General features: G+C 72.5%; 19 protein-coding genes. 10 read left to right on the plus strand and 9 right to left on the minus strand.

Annotated elements, in window-relative coordinates:
• The 3 genes from KUF83_RS11815 to amaP form a co-directional block, all read left to right on the plus strand.
• Window positions 1-287, plus strand: a 287-nt coding sequence (locus KUF83_RS11815) for a hypothetical protein (RefSeq protein ID WP_217454591.1), incomplete at its 5' end; no start/stop codon positions are given.
• A complete protein-coding gene (locus KUF83_RS11820; RefSeq protein WP_217454592.1) occupies window positions 284-958 on the plus strand; it encodes a DUF6286 domain-containing protein in 675 nt (224 codons plus the stop codon). The genes KUF83_RS11815 and KUF83_RS11820, both read left to right, overlap by 4 nt.
• 4 nt (window positions 959-962) lie before the next feature.
• A complete protein-coding gene (gene amaP, locus KUF83_RS11825) occupies window positions 963-1,541 on the plus strand; it encodes an alkaline shock response membrane anchor protein AmaP (protein ID WP_217454593.1) in 579 nt (192 codons plus the stop codon).
• Window positions 1,542-1,629: 88 nt separating this feature from the next.
• Here amaP and KUF83_RS11830 read toward each other — a convergent pair whose 3' ends face one another.
• The 5 genes from KUF83_RS11830 to KUF83_RS11850 all read right to left on the minus strand — a co-directional run bounded on the left by KUF83_RS11830 (window position 1,630) and on the right by KUF83_RS11850 (window position 6,608).
• A complete protein-coding gene (locus tag KUF83_RS11830) occupies window positions 1,630-2,385 on the minus strand; it encodes an SDR family oxidoreductase (protein WP_217454594.1) in 756 nt (251 codons plus the stop codon).
• A gap of 5 nt (window positions 2,386-2,390) precedes the next feature.
• Window positions 2,391-4,217: a glycoside hydrolase family 15 protein gene (locus KUF83_RS11835; protein ID WP_217454595.1), complete on the minus strand. Its 1,827-nt coding sequence runs from the start codon at window positions 4,215-4,217 to the stop codon at window positions 2,391-2,393.
• 241 nt (window positions 4,218-4,458) lie between these two features.
• Window positions 4,459-5,250: an SURF1 family protein gene (locus tag KUF83_RS11840; protein WP_217454596.1), complete on the minus strand. Its 792-nt coding sequence runs from the start codon at window positions 5,248-5,250 to the stop codon at window positions 4,459-4,461.
• A 49-nt stretch (window positions 5,251-5,299) separates the two neighbouring features.
• A complete protein-coding gene (locus KUF83_RS11845) occupies window positions 5,300-5,533 on the minus strand; it encodes a hypothetical protein (protein WP_217454597.1) in 234 nt (77 codons plus the stop codon).
• Between the two features lie 79 nt (window positions 5,534-5,612).
• A complete protein-coding gene (locus KUF83_RS11850; protein WP_217454598.1) occupies window positions 5,613-6,608 on the minus strand; it encodes a DEDDh family exonuclease in 996 nt (331 codons plus the stop codon).
• 450 nt (window positions 6,609-7,058) lie between these two features.
• On the opposite strand from KUF83_RS11850, the gene KUF83_RS11855 reads away from it, so the two are divergent.
• From KUF83_RS11855 to KUF83_RS11885, 7 genes are all read left to right on the plus strand, one after another.
• The gene (locus tag KUF83_RS11855; RefSeq protein WP_217454599.1) at window positions 7,059-7,856 is read left to right on the plus strand and encodes an acetoacetate decarboxylase family protein; all 798 of its coding nucleotides are present in this window, start codon (window positions 7,059-7,061) and stop codon (window positions 7,854-7,856) included.
• Entirely contained in the window at window positions 7,856-8,740 is an 885-nt protein-coding gene (locus KUF83_RS11860) for an SDR family NAD(P)-dependent oxidoreductase (protein ID WP_217454600.1), read from the plus strand. The genes KUF83_RS11855 and KUF83_RS11860 overlap by 1 nt, the downstream gene beginning before the upstream one ends.
• 20 nt (window positions 8,741-8,760) lie before the next feature.
• On the plus strand, window positions 8,761-10,047 hold the full coding sequence (locus KUF83_RS11865; protein ID WP_217454601.1) for an amidohydrolase family protein: 1,287 nt from the start codon (window positions 8,761-8,763) through the stop codon (window positions 10,045-10,047).
• Window positions 10,044-11,273 carry an amidohydrolase family protein gene (locus KUF83_RS11870; protein ID WP_217454602.1) on the plus strand — a complete coding sequence of 410 codons (1,230 nt, stop codon included), beginning with the start codon at window positions 10,044-10,046 and terminating at the stop codon, window positions 11,271-11,273. The genes KUF83_RS11865 and KUF83_RS11870 overlap by 4 nt, the downstream gene beginning before the upstream one ends.
• 127 nt (window positions 11,274-11,400) lie before the next feature.
• Window positions 11,401-12,111 carry a VIT family protein gene (locus KUF83_RS11875; protein WP_217454603.1) on the plus strand — a complete coding sequence of 237 codons (711 nt, stop codon included), beginning with the start codon at window positions 11,401-11,403 and terminating at the stop codon, window positions 12,109-12,111.
• Between the two features lie 119 nt (window positions 12,112-12,230).
• A complete protein-coding gene (locus KUF83_RS11880) occupies window positions 12,231-13,124 on the plus strand; it encodes a sterol desaturase family protein (protein WP_217454604.1) in 894 nt (297 codons plus the stop codon).
• Window positions 13,121-13,807 carry a lysoplasmalogenase gene (locus KUF83_RS11885; RefSeq protein ID WP_217454605.1) on the plus strand — a complete coding sequence of 229 codons (687 nt, stop codon included), beginning with the start codon at window positions 13,121-13,123 and terminating at the stop codon, window positions 13,805-13,807. The genes KUF83_RS11880 and KUF83_RS11885 overlap by 4 nt, the downstream gene beginning before the upstream one ends.
• On the opposite strand, the gene KUF83_RS11890 is transcribed toward KUF83_RS11885, so the two are convergent.
• From KUF83_RS11890 to KUF83_RS11905, 4 genes are all read right to left on the minus strand, one after another.
• Window positions 13,776-14,798, minus strand: a complete 1,023-nt coding sequence (locus tag KUF83_RS11890; protein WP_217454606.1) for a CopD family protein — start codon at window positions 14,796-14,798, stop codon at window positions 13,776-13,778. The two genes, KUF83_RS11885 and KUF83_RS11890, sit on opposite strands and share 32 nt — an antisense overlap.
• Window positions 14,799-14,918: 120 nt before the next feature.
• Window positions 14,919-16,331, minus strand: coding sequence for a CoA transferase (locus tag KUF83_RS11895; RefSeq protein ID WP_217454607.1), 1,413 nt, complete (start codon window positions 16,329-16,331; stop codon window positions 14,919-14,921).
• Between the two features lie 111 nt (window positions 16,332-16,442).
• The gene (locus tag KUF83_RS11900; protein WP_217454608.1) at window positions 16,443-17,978 is read right to left on the minus strand and encodes a S8 family serine peptidase; all 1,536 of its coding nucleotides are present in this window, start codon (window positions 17,976-17,978) and stop codon (window positions 16,443-16,445) included.
• Window positions 17,979-18,038: 60 nt separating this feature from the next.
• Window positions 18,039-19,565 (minus strand): S8 family serine peptidase, encoded by a 1,527-nt coding sequence (locus KUF83_RS11905; RefSeq protein WP_217454609.1) that lies wholly within the window; start codon window positions 19,563-19,565, stop codon window positions 18,039-18,041.
• Between the last annotated feature and the right edge of the window lie 252 nt (window positions 19,566-19,817).

The raw sequence follows: 19,817 nt of genomic DNA on the forward strand, positions 1-19,817 counted from the left end.
TCGCGAAGATCGCCGCACAGGCGGCGCGCGAGGCGCTCGACGCGCCGCCCCCCGACGCCGCGCCCCCGCACGCCACCGTCGTCGTCCACCACGGTCTCGCCCGTGTCCGGGTCACCGTGGAGCTCGGCTACCCCGGCGACATCGGCGCCCGGTGCGGTGCCGTGCGTCGCCAAGTCGCCCAGCGGGTAGAGGCGTTGGCGGGAATGAAAGTACCCGAGGTCGCCGTCCAGGTGGAGCGGCTGCACTCCGCACAGACGCGCGGCGCGGTACAGGGGAGGACGCAATGAGCGAGCTCCACGGATCCGGAGACACCCGACACCTGCCCGTCATCGAGAAGACGACCGAGGCCGAACCCGGCCGGTCCGCCTCCGCCGCGGACCCCGCACCCCCGCCGACCCTCGGCGACACCGCCGACGGGAGCGGCCGCTTCTGGTCCGCCCGCCGAGTCCCCGCGGGCGTCCTCGCGCTGCTGGTCCTGGCCGCCGCGGGCCTCCTGCTGTACGACGTCGCCGCCGTCCGCGCCGACCAGCCCGCCATGCACTGGCGCAGGTCCCTGGCCGACGGGCTGGCCGAGCGGCCCCTCGACGACACCTGGACGCTCGTCGGCGCCGGTGTCGCGACGGTTCTGGGCCTGTGGCTGATCGTCCTCGCCGCGACCCCCGGACTGCGCGACGTCCTGCCGATGCGGCGCGCCCACACCGACGTACGGGCCGGACTGCACCGGGATGCCGCCGCCATGGTGCTGCGCGACCGGGCCATGGAAGTGTCCGGCGTGCAATCCGTCAAGGTCCGTATGGGACGTACGAAGGTCGACGTCCGCGCGGTCTCCCACTTCCGTGAACTCGACGACGTACGCGCCGACCTGGACGCCACGCTCACCGACGGAGTCGGCCGGCTCGGCCTCGCCCGGCGGCCCGCGCTGTCGGTGCGGGTCGCGCGGCCGGACAGGAAGGGGTGAAGCGGTGCTGAGGATCGCGAACCGGGTCCTGCTGGGCCTCGCGGGCCTGCTCCTGTTGGTGCTCGGCGGCTCCGTGCTGGCCGTCGGGCTCGGCGTGGACCCGCCCTCGTGGTGGATCCACGACGGGCGGCACGACGTGCTGCTGAGTGACGCCGACCGGACGCGGTGGCGGGACGACGGCTGGTGGTGGCCGACCGTCATCGCGGTGCTGGCCGTGGCCGTGCTGCTCGCACTGTGGTGGCTCGTCGCGGTGCTGCGGCGGCGCCGGCTCACCGAGGTGCTCGTCGACACCGGCGACGGCGAGGGCGCGCTGCTGAGAGGGCGGGCCCTGGAAGGCGTACTGGGCGGCGAGGCGGGCGCGTTGGACGGTGTGCGGGGCGCGCGGGTGTCGCTCACCGGGCGGCGCGGCGGCCCCGGGGCGCGGGTGCGGCTGCTGCTGGAGCCGCACGCCGACCCCGAGGACACCCTGCACCGGCTGACGACGGAGGCACTCGCCCACGCGAGGGACTCGGCCGGCCTCACGTCCCTCCCGGCGGAGGTCCGCCTGCACGGCGCCAAACACGCCGCGGAACGGGTCACCTGAGCCGCGCCTCCAGGAGGCGCCCCTCAGAGGCGCGGGGAACTGCGCGACCGGCCCCCACGGCCCGCGGACGCAGGACGGCCGTACGGGTTCAGAAGCCGTGCCGGGCCCCACCGTCGACCGGCACCATGATCCCCGTCAGGTAGGACGCCGCGGGCGACAGGAGGAACGCGGCCGTCCGGCCGAACTCCTCCGGCCTCCCGTACCGGCGGAGCGGAATCCGCGCCTCGTTGGCAGCGCGGGTGGCCTCGGGATCGGCCGAGTACCCATCCAGCTCCCGCACGCGGTCCGTGTCGATCCGGGCCGGCAGCACACCGACCACCCGGATGCCGCGCGGGCCGAGCTCGTCGGAGAGGGACTTGGCGAAGCCCGCGAGCCCGGGACGCAGACCGTTGGAGATCGTCAGGCCGGGAATCGGCTCGTGCACCGAACCGGAGAGCACGAAGCCGATGACCCCGCCCTCGCCCAGCTCGGCGGCGGCCGCACGCGCCAGCCGGACCGCGCCCAGGAAGACCGACTCGAACGCCGACTGCCACTGCTCGTCCGTGTTGTCGGCGACGAAACCGGGCGGCGGGCCGCCGACGCTGACCAGGATGCCGTCGAAGCCGCCGAAGCGCTCCCGGGCCGCCGCGATCAGGCTCTGGGGGGCCGCGGGGTCGGCGTTGTGCACGGCCACGCCGTGCGCGTTCGGGCCGAGCGCCGCCGCCGCCTCGCCCACCGTCTTCTCGTCGCGCCCGGTGATGACCACCTTCGCGCCGTCGCCGACGAGTTCACGGGCGCAGGCGTGGCCCAGGCCGCGCGTTGCTCCGGTGACGACGTAGACGCGGTCCTTCAGTCCAAGATCCATGGCCCCTATCCTGCCTCGTCCGCATCGGGCACTCCAGCCTCCCCCTTGCCGTCGAACAGGGCGAGGGCCGTGCCCACCAGGCCGATGTGGCTGAACGCCTGGGGGAAGTTCCCGAGCTGGTGCCCGGCCACGGGGTCGTACTCCTCGGCCAGCAGCCCCACGTCGTTGCGGAGCGCGACCAGCCGCTCGAACAGGTCGAGGGCCTCCTTCGTACGGCCCGTCAGGTGCAGGGCGTCGGCCAGCCAGAACGAGCAGACGAGGAACGAGCCCTCGCCGCCCGGCAGTCCGTCGACGTCCTTGAGGTCCGAGCCGCCCCGGTCGGAGTCGTAGCGGTGCACGAAGCCGTCACGGGCGAGTTCCGCGCGCACCGCGTCGACCGTCCCGACCACCCGCGGGTCGTCCGCCGGCAGGAAGCCGAGGCGGGGGATCAGCAGCAGCGCGGCGTCCAGCTCACGGGAGCCGTAGGACTGGGTGAACGTGTTCCGCTCCGGGTCGAATCCGCGCTCGCACACCTCGCGGTGCACCTCGTCGCGCATCGCGCGCCAGCGCTCCACGTCCCCGTCCAGCCCTGGGTTCTCCTCCAGGGCGCGTACGGTGCGGTCGGCGGCCACCCACGCCATCACCTTCGAGTGCACGAAGTGACGGCGAGGCCCGCGCACCTCCCACAGCCCCTCGTCGGGCTTGCGCCACGCCTCGTGCAGGAAGTCCATCAGGGCCTGGTGCAGCCGCCACATGTCCGGTTTGGCCGGCACACCCCCGTGCTGCGCCAGGCTGAGCGAGTCGATCACCTCTCCGTACACGTCGAGCTGCAACTGCCGTACGGCGTCGTTGCCGATCCGCACCGGCGCCGAGCGGCGGAAGCCGGGCAGCCACGCCAGCTCGTACTCGGGGATCCGCCGCTCGCCCGCCAGCCCGTACATGATCTGCAGGTCCGCCGGGTCGCCCGCCACCGCGCGCAGCAGCCAGTCGCGCCAGGCCTCCGCCTCCTCCTGGTAGCCGCACGCGAGCAGCGCGCCCAGCGTGAGCGTGGAGTCGCGGAGCCAGCAGTAGCGGTAGTCCCAGTTGCGGACGCCGCCGATCTCCTCGGGGAGCGAGGTCGTGGGGGCCGCGACGATGCCGCCGCTCGGCGCGTACGTGAGGGCCTTGAGAGTGATCAGGGAGCGGACGACCGCGTCCCGGTGGGGTCCGTCGTAGCGGCAGCGCGCCGCCCAGGCCTGCCAGTCGGAGACGCTGTGGGCCAGCGCCTCGAACGGGTCGACGCGCTCGGGGCGCGCCTCGTGCGAGGGGTGCCAGGTCAGGACGAAGGCGACCTGCTCACCCTCCTCGATCGTGAACTGCGAGTGCGTCCCGAAGTCCTCGCCCCAGGTGTGCACCTCGGGCTCGCTGCGCAGCCACGCCGAGTCGGGGCCCGCGACGGCCACCCGATGGCCGTCCGACCTGCGGACCCACGGTACGACCGAGCCGTAGTCGAAGCGCAGCCGCAGCGTGCTGCGCACGGTCGCCCGGCCCTCGAGACACTCGACGATCCGTACGACGTCGGGTGCGCGGTCGCGCTGGGGCATCAGGTCGGTGACGCGTACCGTGCCCTCCTCGGTGACCCACTCGGTGTCGAGCACGAGGGTGTCGGGCCGGTAGGCCCGGCGCGTGCAGACGCCCGCTCCCTCCGGCGCGATCCGCCAGTGTCCGTTCTCCTCGTCGCCCAGCAGCTTCGCGAAGCAGGCCGCGGAGTCGAACCGGGGCAGACAGAGCCAGTCGATGGAACCGTCCAGCCCTACCAGGGCGGCGGTCTGGTGGTCGCCGATGAGCGCGTAGTCCTCGATGGAAGGGTGCACGTGTGCCGGGTTCCCGGCGGATCCGGCGATCAATCCCGGTGGATCGGCTCGCCTGATCCCTTTGCCGGTTCGGTTGTGTAGCGGGTCCGGGTGCGGGTCCGGTGGGGGCTTGTCGCGCAGTTCCCCGCGCCCCTGAAGGCGCAGCTCTGCGCGGCCCTGAAAGGCGTAACTCTGCGCGGTCCTGGAACGACGCAGTTCTGCGTGCCGCAGGACGGGCGGGGTGCGGCCCGGTTTGCGCGCGTCAGACGACGGCGGGCTCGGCCTCCGGCGCGGACTCGGCCTCGGCCGCCTCCGCCCGGTCACGGCGCTCACGGCGGACCAGGACCACGAATCCCACCGGAACGCCCGCGGCGAAGAGCCACCACTGGACCGCGTACGCCATGTGAGGGCCGATGTCACTGTGGTTGGGAGCCGAGATCAGCTCGGGGACGTCACCCTTCGGCTCGGGCGCGGTCAGCTCGACGTACCCGCCGAGGACCTGCCGGCCGAGCGCCTTCGCCTGCTGCTCACTGTTGATCAGCATGACCATGCGGTCGGGAAGGCCGCGCACGTCCTTGATGCCGCTGTCGGCCGTCGTCTCGTCGGCCATCAGCCGGCCCGTGACGGTGGTCTCGCCCTTCGCGGGCGCGGGGATCTTCGGGAACTCGGTCTGCGCGCCGTCCGCGGGGATCCAGCCCCGGTTGACCATGAGGACCCGGCCGTCGTCCAGGACGAACGGTGTCAGCACGTGGAAGCCCACCTCCTCGTCGGAGTTGGTGCGGCGGCGGACCACGACCTCGTCGGCGGTGTCGAAGGTGCCCTTCGCGGTCACCCGGCGGTACAGGTCGTCGCGCCCGACGGCCCGGCCCGGTGCGGTGAGCGACTCGGCGGGGACCGGCTTCGCGGCCAGCGAGTCGGAGATCACGCGATTCAGAGCGACCTTGTGCTCGTGCCGGTGCAGCTGCCAGAAACCCAGCTCGATCATCGTCGGGATGAGCGCGAGCATGATGAGGGTGAGGATCACCCACTGCCGGGACAACAGGAAGCGGTACACCCCACGACCGTACAACCGGGCCGTGGGGTGTGTTCGCTCGGGTACCGCGTCACACCTTGTCGACGATCCCCACCTTTCCCTCCGCGCGGGCGCAGTGGGCACCGCAGTACCAGTGGCCCTCGACCTCGACACCCTGCCCGATGATCTGGACACGACAGTGCTCGCAGATGGGTGCCATGCGGTGGATCGCGCAGGAGAAGCAGTCGAAGACGTGCACAGCGCCCTGCGCGTGCACCTCGAAGGTCATTCCGTAGCTGTTGCCGCAAACTTCACATGTCGCCATGCGCCACAGGGTGGGCCGTCGCGAAGGCCCGGGCGAGAGGGCTCCGGGCGAGTCGCGCGGCAATCACCCGTCCGCGCGGTCACCCGTCCGACGCCGGCTCCACGTTCCCGAGGAGCTGTCCGAAGGCCGCCTCGTCGACGACCGGGGTGCCGAACTGCCGGGCCTTGACCACCTTGGACGTGCCGGAGTCCGGGTCGTTCGTGACGAGGAGGCTGGTCAGCCGGGACAGGCTCGTCGCGACATGCAGTCCGGCCTCGACGGCGCGGTCCTCCAGGAGGTCGCGCTCGACCGAGGTGTCCCCGGAGAACGCGATGCGCATGCCCTGCTTGAGCTGCCTGCCCGGTTCGTACCGCCCCGGGTTCGGGTACGGGCACGCGGGCCGTTTGCGCGAGGGGCGCCAACTCCCCGACGGATAGCCCCCGGACGGGTACCCCCCGGACTGCCGCCCGATGCGCGGCGCCGAGCGGTCCGACCACTCCGTCAGCGGCCGGCACTCCAGCAGCGGCAGCCGCAGGCCGTCGCGCGCGGCGGCCCGCAGGCTCGGCCGGAACGCCTCCGCGAGCACCCGCGCGTCGTCCAGCGCGTGGTGCGCGCGCTGCTGCACGACGCCGAAGTGCGCGGCGAGCGACTCCAGCTTGTGGTTGGCCAGCGGCAGGCCCAGCTCCTTGGACAGGGCGATGGTGCACAGCCGCTGACGGACCGGTGCCTCACGCTCGGCGCGCGCGTACTCCCGGGCGATCATCCCCCAGTCGAAGACCGCGTTGTGCGCGACGAGCACCCGGCCCTGGAGCCGGGCCGTGAACTCCTCGGCGATCTCCGGGAACAGGGGAGCCCCTTCGAGCACGTCGCTCGTCAGGCCGTGGATCCACACCGGGCCCGGGTCCCGCTCCGGGTTGACCAGCGTGTACCAGTGGTCCTCGACCTCGCCGCGCGCGTCCAGCCGGTAGACCGCGGCCGACACTATGCGGTCGTCACGGGCCAGTCCGGTGGTCTCCACGTCGACGACCGCGTACCCCTGCGGATACGCGGCCGGCCACGGGGCGGCGGACGGTGCGGTCTGACGGTCTTCGAGCATGGTCACTGAGGATAAGGGGCGCGACTGACAGCCCTGTCCCCGGAGTCCGGCTCCGGGGAGCATCCGGAATCCGACATTCCGTCAGAAGTCTCCGTCAACAGCTCGGCCACCAGCGCTTTCCCGAAGAGGGCGGACAGTCCTCCCGTGCGGACGGCCCGGGCGACGGCGCGGGAGGGTGGCGGGCCCTCGTCCCCCGTACGCGCCCCCGAGCTCCCCCGCGCCCGGGCTCTGCGCCGGAGCGCGCCCACCCGTGCGGAACCGCCCGCCACCCCCGAAACGCGCCACAGGGCACGGAAGTTGCGCGGCGGGCAGGGGTGCCGTCCGTGGTCCGGGCCGGCCCGCCCCGCCGATTTCGTGCGGGCTCGTGCCTGCACGGCTATGGACCATTGCCGTGCTCGATGCGACTGTGCTGCGCGCCTGGAATGCACGCGACGCGAAGGGCGGTACGGCATGGCACGCGTACGGTACGGCGCGCGGACCGGGGCGGAGATCGCCGCCGCGCGCACCGCGAGCTCCCGGCTCCCCGACATCTGGTCCACCGGCGTGGTGGCCCTATGGGAGAGCGACCCGGACGCGGTCGCGGCGGTCCTGCCGCCTCCGCTCAAACCCACCGGACGCCCTCTGGTCCGGGTGAACATCAGCAAGGTCGACCTGGCCGGATACCCCCTGGGTGCCGGTTCGTTCGCCGTGGCCGCCGCGCACGACGGCGTCGAGGGCTGGTATCCGCTCGTCATGCCGATGACCCATGAACGGGCCCTCGTCGGCGGCCGTGAGGTCTTCGGCGAGCCCAAGAAGCTGGGCGAGGTGACGGTCGAGCGCGAGGGCCTCGTCGTACGCGCCGCCCTGGCCCGCCACGGCATCGAGTTCGTCGAGGTGCGCGGAGCCGTCAGCGGGTCCCTGCCCGTCCCGGAGCCGCTCCCGAAGACCGACTTCTACTTCAAGTTCCTCCCGTCGGTGGACGGTTCGGGTTTCGACGCCGACCCCGTCCTCGTCCACTGCGTGCGCAACGAGAAGGTGCGCAGGCTGGAGCGGATCACCGGCGACGTCGTCCTGCGCGAATCGATGTACGACCCGGTCGCCGACCTGCCCGTACGCACCCTCGTCGAGATCACCCTCGGTGAGAAGACGACCGACCAGCGAGGCAGGGTCGTCGAACGGGTCGACGCGCAGGCGTTGTTGCCGTACATCCACCAGCGGTACGACGATCCGCGGCAGATCCTCGACGGCCCCCCTGAAGGGAGTGTGTGATGGATCTGAGGGAGGGGCAGGTCGCCGTCGTCACCGGAGCGGCGAGCGGCATCGGGCTCGCGATGGCCCGGCGGTTCGCGGCCGAAGGGCTGAAGGTCGTCCTCGCGGACGTCGAGAAGGGCGCCCTGGAGAAGGCCGCCGACGGGCTGCGCGAGGACGGAGCCGTGGTGCACGCACGCGTGGTGGACGTCGGGGAGCGTGCGGAGGTCGTCGCGCTCGCCGAGGAGACGTACGCGGAGTTCGGCGCCGTGCATGTCCTGTGCAACAACGCGGGAGTCGGTTCGGGCGCCGAGGGGCGCATGTGGGAGCACGACCCGAACGACTGGAAATGGGCCTTCGCGGTCAACGTGTGGGGTGTCTTCCACGGTGTCCAGGCCTTCGTGCCGCGGATGCTGGCGGGCGGCGAACCGGGCCACGTCGTCAACACCTCCTCCGGCGACGGCGGCATCGCGCCCCTGCCCACCGCCTCCGTGTACGCCGTCACCAAGGCGGCCGTCGTGACGCTCACCGAGTCGCTGTACGCGCATCTGAGGGCCGAGCACGCGCGCGTGGGGGCCTCCGTCCTCTTCCCGGGGCCGCACATGCTCCGTACGGGCCTGTGGGAGTCGCATCGCAACCGGCCGGACCGGTACGCGAAGCAGCGGCCCCGCCGGACGCCCTACCGCAGCCTCGGCCAGTGGGAGGCCGCGATGAAGGAGGCCGGCAAGGAGGTGCGGTTCACGCCGGTCGAGGACGTCGCCGGCTTCGTGGTGGACGGCATCCGGGCCGGCCGGTTCTGGCTGCTGCCCGAGAGCGGCCACAGCGACGCGCAGATACGGGCGCGCTCGCAGTCGATGCTGGACCGCGCCGATCCGGCGTACCTGGAGAGCTTCATCCTGGACTGAGGACCGACCGAGGAGCCGCTATGGCCTCTGCAACGGAGCCCTACCTGATCATCTCCTCCGACTGCCACGCCGGGCTGCCCACCGAGGAGTACCGGCCCTACCTGGACGCCCGTTTCCACCGGGACTTCGACGAGTTCCTCGCGGGACGCGACCGCCGCCGCGAGGAGATGACCCGCCTCGGCATCCGCAACGAGGCCTTCGCGGACAAGTGGTTCCACGACAACGAGGAGGGCCTGCGCGGAGGTTGGGACCCGGCGCAGCGCCTCAAGGAACTGGACGGCGACGGCGTGGCGGCCGAGGTGGTCTTCCCGGACGCCGACGCCGTGGACAGCCGCACGGCCGCACCCTTCGGGGTGGGCCTCGGACTCTCCGGCGACCACGACCCCGAACTCGGCATGGCGGGCGCGCAGGCGCACAACAGATGGCTCGCGGAGTTCGTCGGCGAGAACCCCGAACGGCACTGCGGTGTCGCCCTGTTGCCCGTCACGGCCCCCACCGACCGGGTCGTCGCCGAGATCCACCGCGCCAAGGAGTCCGGACTCGGCGCCCTGATGATCCCCTCCATGTGGGTCGACAAGGAGCCGTACCACGACCGCCGTTACGACCCGGTGTGGGCCGCGGCGGCGGAGTGCGGCATGCCGGTGGTGACCCACTCCGGGGCGGCGCCGCGCCACGAGTACGGCGACCACCTCGGCATCTACGTGAGCGAGGTGACCTGGTGGCCGGCCCGGCCGCTGTGGTTCCTGCTCTGGTCGGGCGTCTTCGAGCGGCACCCCGGACTGCGGTTCGGGGTCGCGGAGTCCGGGTGCTGGTGGCTGCCGAACCTGCTGTGGTTCATGGACCGCCTGTACCTCGGCGCGCACGGCGGCAAGAAGCTGTCCCCCTTCGCGGAGCTGACCCGCCCGCCGCACGAGTACCTGGACCGCCAGGTCTTCGTCTGCGCGACGAACACCAAGCGCCGCGAGCTGGCCCAGCGGTACGAGATCGGTGTCGACAACATCCTCTGGGGCAGCGACTTCCCGCACCCCGAGGGCACCTGGCCCGACACGCGCGCGTGGCTGTCGCGGACCTTCCACGACATCCCCGTCGCCGAGACGCGCCGCATGCTGGGCCTCGCGGCCGCGGAGGTCTTCGGCTTCGACACCGGGAAGCTCGCCCCCCTCGCGCGGCGTATCGGTCCGACCCCGGCCGAGCTCGGCCAGTCCGAGGACCAGCAGGCGGTCGAAGCGTCCTGGGCGCGCTCGCGCGAGGTGGGCCGGCACTGGCTGACGGACCACGACTTCCCGGTCCTCGGGGTGGCCCCGTGAGCGAGGACCGGTACACCGTCATCTCGGCCGACTGCCATGCCGGAGCCGACCTCCTCGACTACCGGCCCTACCTGGCGAAGGCGTTCCACGACGACTTCGACGCCTGGGCGGCCTCGTACGTCAACCCGTACGAGGACCTGATGGCCGACACGGCCGACAAGAACTGGAACTCGGATCGGCGCCTTGCGGAACTGGAGCGGGACGGGATCGTCGCGGAGGTCGTCTTCCCCAACACCATCCCGCCGTTCTTCCCGTCCGGATCCCTGATGGCACCGGCGCCGACGGCCGGTGAGTTCGCGCGGCGCTGGGCCGGTCTGCGCGCGCACAACCGCTGGCTCGCGGACTTCTGCGCGGCGGCCCCCGGGCGCCGGGCAGGTGTCTTCCAGATCCTCCTGAACGACGTCGGGGAGGCGGTCAAGGAGATCCGGTGGGCCGTCGACGCGGGCCTCACCGGAGGGCTGCTGCTGCCCGGCACCCCGCCCGGTTCGGGACTGCCCGAGCTGTACTCGTCGGCGTACGACCCCATCTGGGCGGTGTGCGAGGAACTGGGCGTCCCCGTGAACCACCACGCGGGCTCGGCCTCGCCGCCGCTGGGCGAGGAGCCCGCGGCCCGGGCGGTCTTCATGGTGGAGACGACCTGGTTCTCGCACCGGGCGCTGTGGCACCTGGTCTTCGGCGGCGCGTTCCGCCGGTATCCCGGCCTGAGACTGGTGCTGACCGAGCAGGGTTCGGGCTGGATCCCCGGGGTGCTCGACATGCTGGACTACTACCACGGCCGTCTGGTGGCCGCGGCGGCGAAGGCCTCCACGGCCGAGTCCAAGTTCGGTGCCGGGCTCGCCGCCTCGATGGGCAAGGGGCCCTCCCAGGTGTGGCGGGACAACTGCTTCGTGGGGGCGAGCTTCATGCGCCCCCACGAGGTGCCGCTGCGGGACCGCATCGGCCTCGACAAGATCATGTGGGGCAGCGACTACCCGCACGACGAGGGCACGTACCCCTACAGCAGGGAGGGACTGCGGATCGCGTACGCGGGTCTGACGCATGCGGAGATCACGGCGATGACCGGCGGGAACGCGGCCCGGGTCTACGGCTTCGACCTGGGCCTCCTCGATCCCGTGGCGGCGAAGGTGGGGCCCACGGTGGAGGAGATCGCCGAACCCCTCAAGGAGCCTCCGGCGGACGCGACGAGTCCGGTGTTCGCCCGGGGAGGGTCGGTACGGGTCTGGTGACGGGGCCCGCCCGCCGGGGCCCGCCGGATCCCGGCCCGGGCGGGTGCGGATCCGGGGCCTGGCGGGTGCGGTGCCCGTGCCGGGTCGGTCCGGGGCGGGCGGCGCGCGGGGTGCGATCCTCGCCCCTGTGACCGAACCGATCCACGACGAGGCCCACGGCGGTGCGCTCGCCTCCCGGCTGAACTGGCTGCGGGCCGCCGTGCTGGGCGCCAACGACGGCATCGTGTCCACGGCGGGCCTCGTCGTCGGCGTCGCCGGGGCCACGGACGACCGCTCCGCGCTCCTCACGGCCGGGCTCGCGGGGCTCCTCGCCGGGTCGATGTCCATGGCCGCCGGAGAGTACGTCTCCGTCTCCACCCAGCGGGACTCCGAGAAGGCGGCCCTGGCGCTGGAGGAACGGGAACTGCGGGAACAGCCGCAGGCGGAACTGGAGGAGCTCACCGACCTGCTGGCGGAACGCGGGCTCTCGCGTGAGGTGGCCCGGGAGGCGGCGGAACAGCTCACCGAACGGGACGCACTGCGGGCGCACGCGCGCGTGGAGCTCGGCATCGACCCGGACGAGCTGACCAACCCGTGGCACGCGGCCTGGGCGAGCTTCTTCGCGTTCACGGTCGGGGCGCTGCTGCCGCTGCTGGCCATCGTCCTGCCGCCCGCCGACGTGCGGCTCCCGGTCACCGTGGGGTCGGTGCTCGCCGCGCTGGCCGTCACGGGGTGGGGGAGCGCACGCCTGGGAGCCGCGAGCCCGCGCCCGGCCGTGGCGCGGAACATGCTGGGCGGCGGGCTGGCCATGGCCGTCACGTACGGGGCGGGGGCGCTGCTGGGGGCGGCGGGCGTGTGACAACCGCTGTTCCCGGGGGCCCCTTGGTGGAGATCGCCAAGAAGCAAGCGCGTACCCCTGGTAATACTTGTGGGTAACAACGTCTAGCCGCGGGCGACGGGCCGTCCTACGGTGCAGACATGCCGAACCTGCCCGATGTCGTGCTGTGGTCGATACCCGCGTTTTTGCTGCTCACCGTGGTGGAGATGGTGAGTGTCCGCATCCATCCGGACGAGTCCGCCGCGGGATACGAGACGAAGGACGCCGCCACGAGTGTCGGCATGGGCCTGGGCAGTCTGGCCTTCGACTTCCTGTGGAAGATCCCGATCCTCGCCGTCTACACGGCCATATATGAGCTGACACCACTGCACGTGCCCGTCCTGTGGTGGACCGTGCCACTGATGTTGCTGGGCCAGGACTTCTTCTACTACTGGTCCCACCGAGGGCACCACGTGATCCGCGTCCTGTGGGCCTGTCACGTCGTGCACCACTCCAGCGAGAAGTTCAACCTCACGACCGCCCTGCGACAGCCCTGGACGACCTGGACCGTGTGGCCGTTCTACGTGCCGCTCATCGCCCTCGGCGTCCATCCGGCGGCGCTCGCCTTCTGCTCGTCCGTGAACCTCGTGTACCAGTTCTGGATCCACACCGAGCGCATCGGCAAACTGCCCCGGGCCTTCGAGTTCGTCTTCAACACGCCCTCGCACCACCGGGTCCACCACGCCTCCCAGGGCGGTTACCTGGACCGGAACTTCGGCGGCATCCTGATCGTCTGGGACCGCCTCTTCGGGTCGTTCGTCCCGGAGACGGACCGGCCGGTGTACGGACTGACCAAGAACATCGGCACGTACAACCCGCTCCGGGTCGCCACGCACGAGTACGCCGCCATCGCCAGGGACCTGCGGGCGGCGGGGAGCTGGCGCGAGCGGGCGGGGCGGGTGTTCCGGGGACCGGGCTGGCAGCCGGCGGTGCCGGGACCGGCTCCGGCGCGGGCCGCCGTCCCGGAGAAGTCCCTCACGGAGCCCGCCGCGTGAACGCACGCCACGCGCGCGTGCCGCTCGTCGCCTTCGGCCTGGCGGGCGTCGTGGACCTCGTCTCCCTGGCCCTCGGCCACGACACCGGTCACACGCTGGCCAAGCCGCTGCTGATGCCCCTGCTCGCCGTCTGCGCACATCTGTACGGCGGGCCCCCGCTCCTCGTCGGCGCCCTGCTCTTCGGCTGGGGTGGCGACGTCCTGCTCCTCCTGGACGCCGAACCGGCGTTCCTCGCCGGGATGGCGTCCTTCGCGGCGGGCCATGTGTGCTACCTGCTGCTGTTCAGGAGGAGCCTCGCGAAAGGCTCCCCCAGAGCGCGGGGGAGCCGCCTCACGGCCGCCGTGTACGTCCTCGCCCTCGTGGCCACCGTCGCCCTCCTGTGGCCGGGCCTTCCGGCGGACCTCCGCGTCCCGGTCGCCGGATACAGCCTGCTGCTGACCGCGATGGCGTACGGCGCCTCGCGGCTCGGGCCCGTCGCGGGCGCGGGCGGCGCGCTGTTCCTGCTGTCGGACACCCTCATCGCGACCGGTGTCGCCGACTGGCCGCAGCCGCCACGGCCCGACCTCTGGATCATGCTCACCTACCTCGCGGCCCAGTGCCTGCTGACAGCGGGCGTGCTCGCCGTCCGGCCGCCCCCACAGGCCCGGCCGCTCACCAGCGGATCGGCACAGGCACTGCCGTGAGTACGGCCGACACCGCCACCACCAGGCCCAGCACCACGACCTCCGCGCGCGCGGGGGAGTGGGCGGTGAGTGGATCGGCCGCCCGCCGCAGCCGGTGACGCGCCCACAGCGCGAGCGCGGCGACGACGACCACGAGGAGCACCTTCGCGACCAGGGTGCGCCCGTACGCCGTGGTCGTCAGCTGTTCCAGGACGGTGCCGGGCGGCATCCGGCGCAGGGTGCTGCACACCCCCGTCGCGGTGATCGCGGCGAGCAGAACGGCCGCCACGCGCGCGTAGAGCCCCAACAGTGCGGCCCCCTCCGCAGGAGCCGTGTGCCGCCACCGCATCAGCGTGCGCAGCACGTACAGCAGCCCGCCCGTCCACAGCGCCGCGCAGATCACGTGCACCAGCGTCAGGCCCGAACCGACCAGCGGACTCAGCTCGGTCACCGGGTGGGCGCGCAGCGCCTCCGCGACGGCGACGGCGGCCAGCGGCCAGACCTGGGTGGCCGGGCGGCGCGACAGCGCGCACAGGCCCGCCACGACGAACGCGTTGACCTCCAGGAGCGCGAGCGCGCCGTCCCTGGACTGGTAGAGCCCGCCGATGTCCATGTCGGAGACGCTGCGCGGCACCAGGTTCCCGGTGGCCACCACCGAGGCGAGACCGAGTGCGGCGACGCAACCGGCGGCGGCCGCCGCCGGGGCCCAGCTGCGCGGCGCGTCCTCCCGCGGCGCGCCGGGCACCCGGCGCGCCAGGTGGCAGACGAAGAGCTCGCCGGCCGGCACGCACACCGCCGCGAACAGCACCGCCCGCAGCAGCGCGATCCCGCCCGCACCGGGCGCGGCGGCCTCACCCGTGCCGCGCAGCGCGACGGAGGGCCCGAGCAGCGGGATCAGCGCGGCAAGGGCCACCAGGGCCAGGACGGTGACGGAACGCTGCACGGAGGCGGCACTCACCCGGGGCGCGCCCGCCCCGCCACCCGTGTCGGCAGTCGGTCTTATCGAACTCACCTCGAGATCTTCACCAGTCGTCCCAGATCGGGGCAAGTCCTGGAAAACAACTGGCGCAGCGGCATTCCGCCCGTCCCACGGGCATTCCGCCCATGCATACGCCTGCGGCCGTCCCACGACTCAGGTCCAGCGCGGGGAATCCGAGCCCAAGGGGCCGGGCGGCCGCGCCCAGTCCGGCGGCCCGCCCGTGAAGGACACCGGCGACAGGGCGTACCGCAGCCGGCCCAGCTCACTGTCCCTCTCCGCGAGCCACGGGCCCGGGCCGTCGTACGCATCCGGATCGCCGAGGGATCCGTCGTTCGGGCCGGCGGCGTCCGCCGCTTCCGCGCCTCCCATGTGCTCACCCATGAGCCATCCCGCCGTCCGGGCCAGCGCCGGCTCCACGAGCCGTGACCCGCCCTCGTCCGACTGCTCGGTGACGGCGCGCAGGATCCCGGCCGCGAGCAGATACCCCGTGCCGTGGTCGAGAGCCTGCGCGGGCAGCGCCCCGGGCCGCTCCCCGGAGCCCTCGCGGGCGGCGATGCCCGTCGCGACCTGCACGAGGCTGTCGAACCCCCGCCGGCCACCCCACGGGCCGTGGGCTCCCCACGCCGACAGGCGGCCCACCACGATCCCGGGCCGCCGCTCGGCCAGCGCCTCCGGAGAGAGCCCGAACCGGTCCAGGGCCCCCGGGCGGTAGCCGGTCACCACGACGTCCGCCGCGGCGAGCAGTTCCTCGAAGGCCCGCCGGCCGGTCGTCAGATCGAGCGTGGCCGACCGTTTCCCGAAGCCGGTGTCCGCGTGCTGGTCGGCCAGTTCGGGCAGCCCGGGCGGGTCGACACGCAGCACGTCCGCGCCGAGCAGCGCGAGGGTGCGGGTCGCGACGGGCCCGGCGATGACCCGGGTGAGGTCGAGCACGCGCAGCCCGGCGGCGGGCAGGATCGGTCCCGGGCCGGTCGGCGCGAGGCCGCGCGTGCCCGCGGAGTCGAGCCGGGCGCGCTCGACCAGCGGTCGCCCGGCGACCGCCACCCCCTGCGGATGCCGTGCCCACTCCTGGGCGGTGCGCGCCGCGACGGCGAGACCACCGGCCGCGCACACGGTCTCCTCGACCTCCAGGGCCGGCCGCTCGGCGAGCACCGCGGCGACCGAGGCCGCGTCCGCGGTGTCCGCGGGCAGCCCCAGCGCGCCGAGCAGCCGCGACCGGTGATGCGGATAGTTGGCGTGCGTCCGCACCCAGCCGTCCGACGTCCGCCACAGCCGCGACAGCGGTGCGAAGGCGACCGGCGCCCGCCCGTCGACGAGCAGATGCCGCTCGCTGACGAACGCCGTGGCGAGGGCCCCGTCGTCGACCCGCACCCCGGGCACGTCCGGGCGCCCCGCCCGCCGCGCGCCCAGCTCGGCGGCGGCCAGCGCGCACACGCCCACGCAGGCCCGCGCCAACTCCCGTACCGGCAGCCGTGATTCCAGCGTCCCGGGGCGTACGACGGTCGAGATCCGGGACGGCAGCGCGGGATCGCCGCCCAGCGCGGCCCATGCGAAGTCGGTGGCGGTCATGGGGACACTGTGCCGGGTGCGCCCGGGCGACATGACGACGGGGCCGGGCAGCACACGGCTGCCCGGCCCCGCGAGAGGCGCCCCTCCAGGGGTGCCCTCAGGTGGTGCGCCCTACTTCGTCACCGCGTCCAGCGCGTCCGCGGTACCCCAGCCGTAGAAGCCGTTGTAGTTCTTCGGCCCCTCGCAGACCGCGTCGACCTTGCCGTCGCCGTCGATGTCGTACGGCTTGGTGCACGGCGTGGCGTCGGCCTCCGCGTACAGCAGCGCCTTGACCATCGCCGCCGAGGCACGCGGGTGCGTCGACTTGATCAGCGCGGCGACGCCCGCGACGTGCGGGGAGGCCATCGACGTACCGGCCATGTAGCCCCACGTGCCGCCCGGCATCGGGCCGAGGATCAGACCGCTGGTGGCAGGCGGGGCGGGGGTCTGCAGGCGCGTCGAGTCGCCGCCGGGGGCAGCGATGTCGATGACGCCCAGACCGTGGTTCGAGAAGGACGACTTGATGCCCTTCGCGCCGGTCGACGCGACCGTGACGACACCCGGCAGCTGGGTCGGGATGTCGAGGCACTCGGACGGGTCGATGACGCGCTCGCCCGGAGTCGTGTCGTTGGGCGAGGTCGGGTCGGTGATCGAGTCCGCGGCGAGGTCGTAGTTCTCGTTGCCCGCCGCCGCGACGTTGACCGTGCCCTTCTTCTCCGCGTACCGCGACGCCCGGGTGATGGCCTCGACGAGCGCCTTCTGGTCCGGGTCGTTCTTGCAGTTGAAGTACCACGGGTCGGTGTAATAACTGTTGTTCGTGACGTCCACGTCGTGCTCGGCCGCCCACATGAAGCCGCAGACGACGGCCTCCGTGTAGAAGAAGCCGGCCGTCGTGGAGACCTTGATGCCGGAGACCTTCACGCCGGGCGCGACGCCCGTGACGCCGACACCGTTCTTCGCGGCGGCGATCTCGCCCGCCACATGGGTGCCGTGCGGGCTCTCGGCGGCGCTCGGCCGCCAGGCCCCGTCGGTCGTGTCCGGCTTGCCCGACACGCAGTTGACCGACGCCTTGCGGTCGAAGTTCGGCGCGATGTCGGGGTGCGTGTCGTCCACGCCGGTGTCGATCACCGCGACGGTGACCTTCTTGCTGCCGAGCGTCTTCTTGTGCGCCTTGTCCGCCTTGATGGCGGGCAGGTCCCACTGCAGGGGCTCCAGCGGGTCCTGTCCGTCCGCCGCCTCGACGTCCGCGACCTGCTTGGCGGTGAGCACCTTGGGGGTGCCGACGTCGGTCGTGGACTGCGCGGGCAGCGGCGCCGTGCGCGTCGAGCCCGCCGACTCGACCCCGCGCACCTTGCGGATCGTCTTCGCGAAGTCGGCGTTCGACGAGTGGACGACGATCACGCCGATCCTGTCGTACGACGTCACGATCGTGCCGCCGGCCTTGGCGATGGCCTTCTTCACCTGCGAGGAAGGGCCGTGGCCGGCGCGGACGTTGACGACGTAGCTCAGCGGGGTCGCCTCCGCCGAGAGCTGTCCGGCCACGTCGGCCGCGTCGGGCGCCGGAGCCGCGGACGCGCTGGCGTTCGGCAGGAAGGCGAGAGCCGTGGCCAGGGCCATGCCCATCGGGATGGCTATGACGCGGCGCGAGCGCGTGTGAGGCGCGGTCATGCTGTCTCCAGTTCGTTTCTCGAGTTCATGGGCCGTGCGGGAATCCCCAGGAGACTCGGGCTACTTGACGGCCTTCAGCGCGTTGACGATGCCGAAGCCGTAGAAGCCGTTCACGCGCTTGCCGCCCTCACAGGTGGCGTCCTGCGTGCCGTTGCCGTCCTGGTCGTACGAGTCGGGGCAGCCGGGGTTGTCCGCCTGGGCCTTCAGCAGCGCCTGCAGCTGGGCCGGGCTCGCCCACGGATGCTCGGACTTCAGCAGCGCGGCGACACCCGCGGCGTGCGGCGACGCCATCGAGGTGCCCTGCAGGAAGCCGTACTGGTTGTTCGGCATCGTGGAGAGGATGCGGCCGTTCTTCGACGGGGTGTCCGGGATCTGGTAGAGCCGGTCACCGCCGGGGGCCGCGACGTCGACGACGCCCTTGCCGTACGTGGAGTAGTACGACTTGAGGTTCTGGACGCCGGTCGCGCTCACCGTGACGATGCCCGGGAGCTGCGTCGGAACGTCGAAGCACTCGTGCGGGTCGATCGTGCGGGTCACCGGCGTCGAGTCGTCGGGGCTGGAGTCGTCGACGATCGCGTCCGAGTCGAGGTCGTGGTTCGAGTTGCCCGCCGACGCGAGGTGCAGGGTGCCCTTCTTCGTGGCGTACTTCTGGGCCCGGTTCACCGCGTCGACGATCGCCCGCTGGTCGGGGTCGTCCATGCAGTTGTAGAGCCACGGGTCCACGTAGTAGCTGTTGTTCGTGATCTCCACGCCGTGGTCGGCGGCGAACACGAAGGCGCAGACGACGCTCTCCGGGTAGAAGAGCCCGTTGTCCGGGTCGCTGACCTTGATGCCGGAGACCTTCACGCCGGGCGCGACACCGGCCACGCCGATGCCGTTGCGGGCGGCGGCGATCTCACCGGCGACATGCGTGCCGTGGTAGTCCTCGGCGGTGTACGGACGCCAGGCGCCCTCGCTCGTGTCGGCCACGCCGCCCACGCAGTTCGCGGACTGCTTGGCGGAGAAGTTCGGGGCCAGGTCCGGGTGCGTGTCGTCGACACCCGTGTCGATCACGGCGACCGTGACCTTCTTGCTGCCCGGGTTGATCTGTGCGGCCTTGTCGGCGCCTATCGCGCGCAGGTCCCACTGGTCGGCCTCGAGGGGCTCGCTCTTCGGGGTGGCCGCGGCCTTCACCTTGGCCGCCTCGGCGGCCGAGAGGTAGTCGGCGGCGCCCTCGTCCGTCGTGCCCGCCGCGGTCAGCGGTGTTGTGCGCGTGGCACCGGCGGACTGGACACCGCGCACGGCCCGGATCTTCGGCCCGAACTCGGGGTTGGCCGAGTGGACGACTATGACGCCGATCCTGTCGTACGTGGTGACGACCGTGCCGCCGGCCTTGGCTATCGCCTTCTTCACCGAGCCGATCGTGCGGTGGTCGGTCTTCGTGTTGACCACGTAAGCGAGGTTCGGTCCGTCGGCCGCCGTGACGGCGGGCGCGGCCTGCGGGGCCGCCGCCGAGGCGACACCCGGCAGGAAGCCGAGCGAGGCGGTGAGGGACAGCGCGACGGGCACGGCGAGAGCGAGACGGCGTCTGGAACGCAGATGAGCCATGGGATCTCCACATCATCCGGAAACGGAACCGGCCCGAACACAGGTGGTGCTCGGGCAGGTACATGACGGGGTGGTGCAGGGCGAAGCTATCTCCCGTCGTCCCTGGCCAGCAATGACTTACGGGGATGTCTTGTGAAACGCCGACAACGAGTTCCGAAAGAAGTGCCACGTGTTGAACCGCTCCCCACGCGGCGCCGTGACGTTGAGCAGGGAGCACGAGCACCATCGGGCCCCCTGTTGGATCACGCCCGG

Origin of the sequence: Streptomyces sp. BV286 (assembly GCF_019090165.1) — a bacterium.
Classification (GTDB): domain Bacteria; phylum Actinomycetota; class Actinomycetes; order Streptomycetales; family Streptomycetaceae; genus Streptomyces.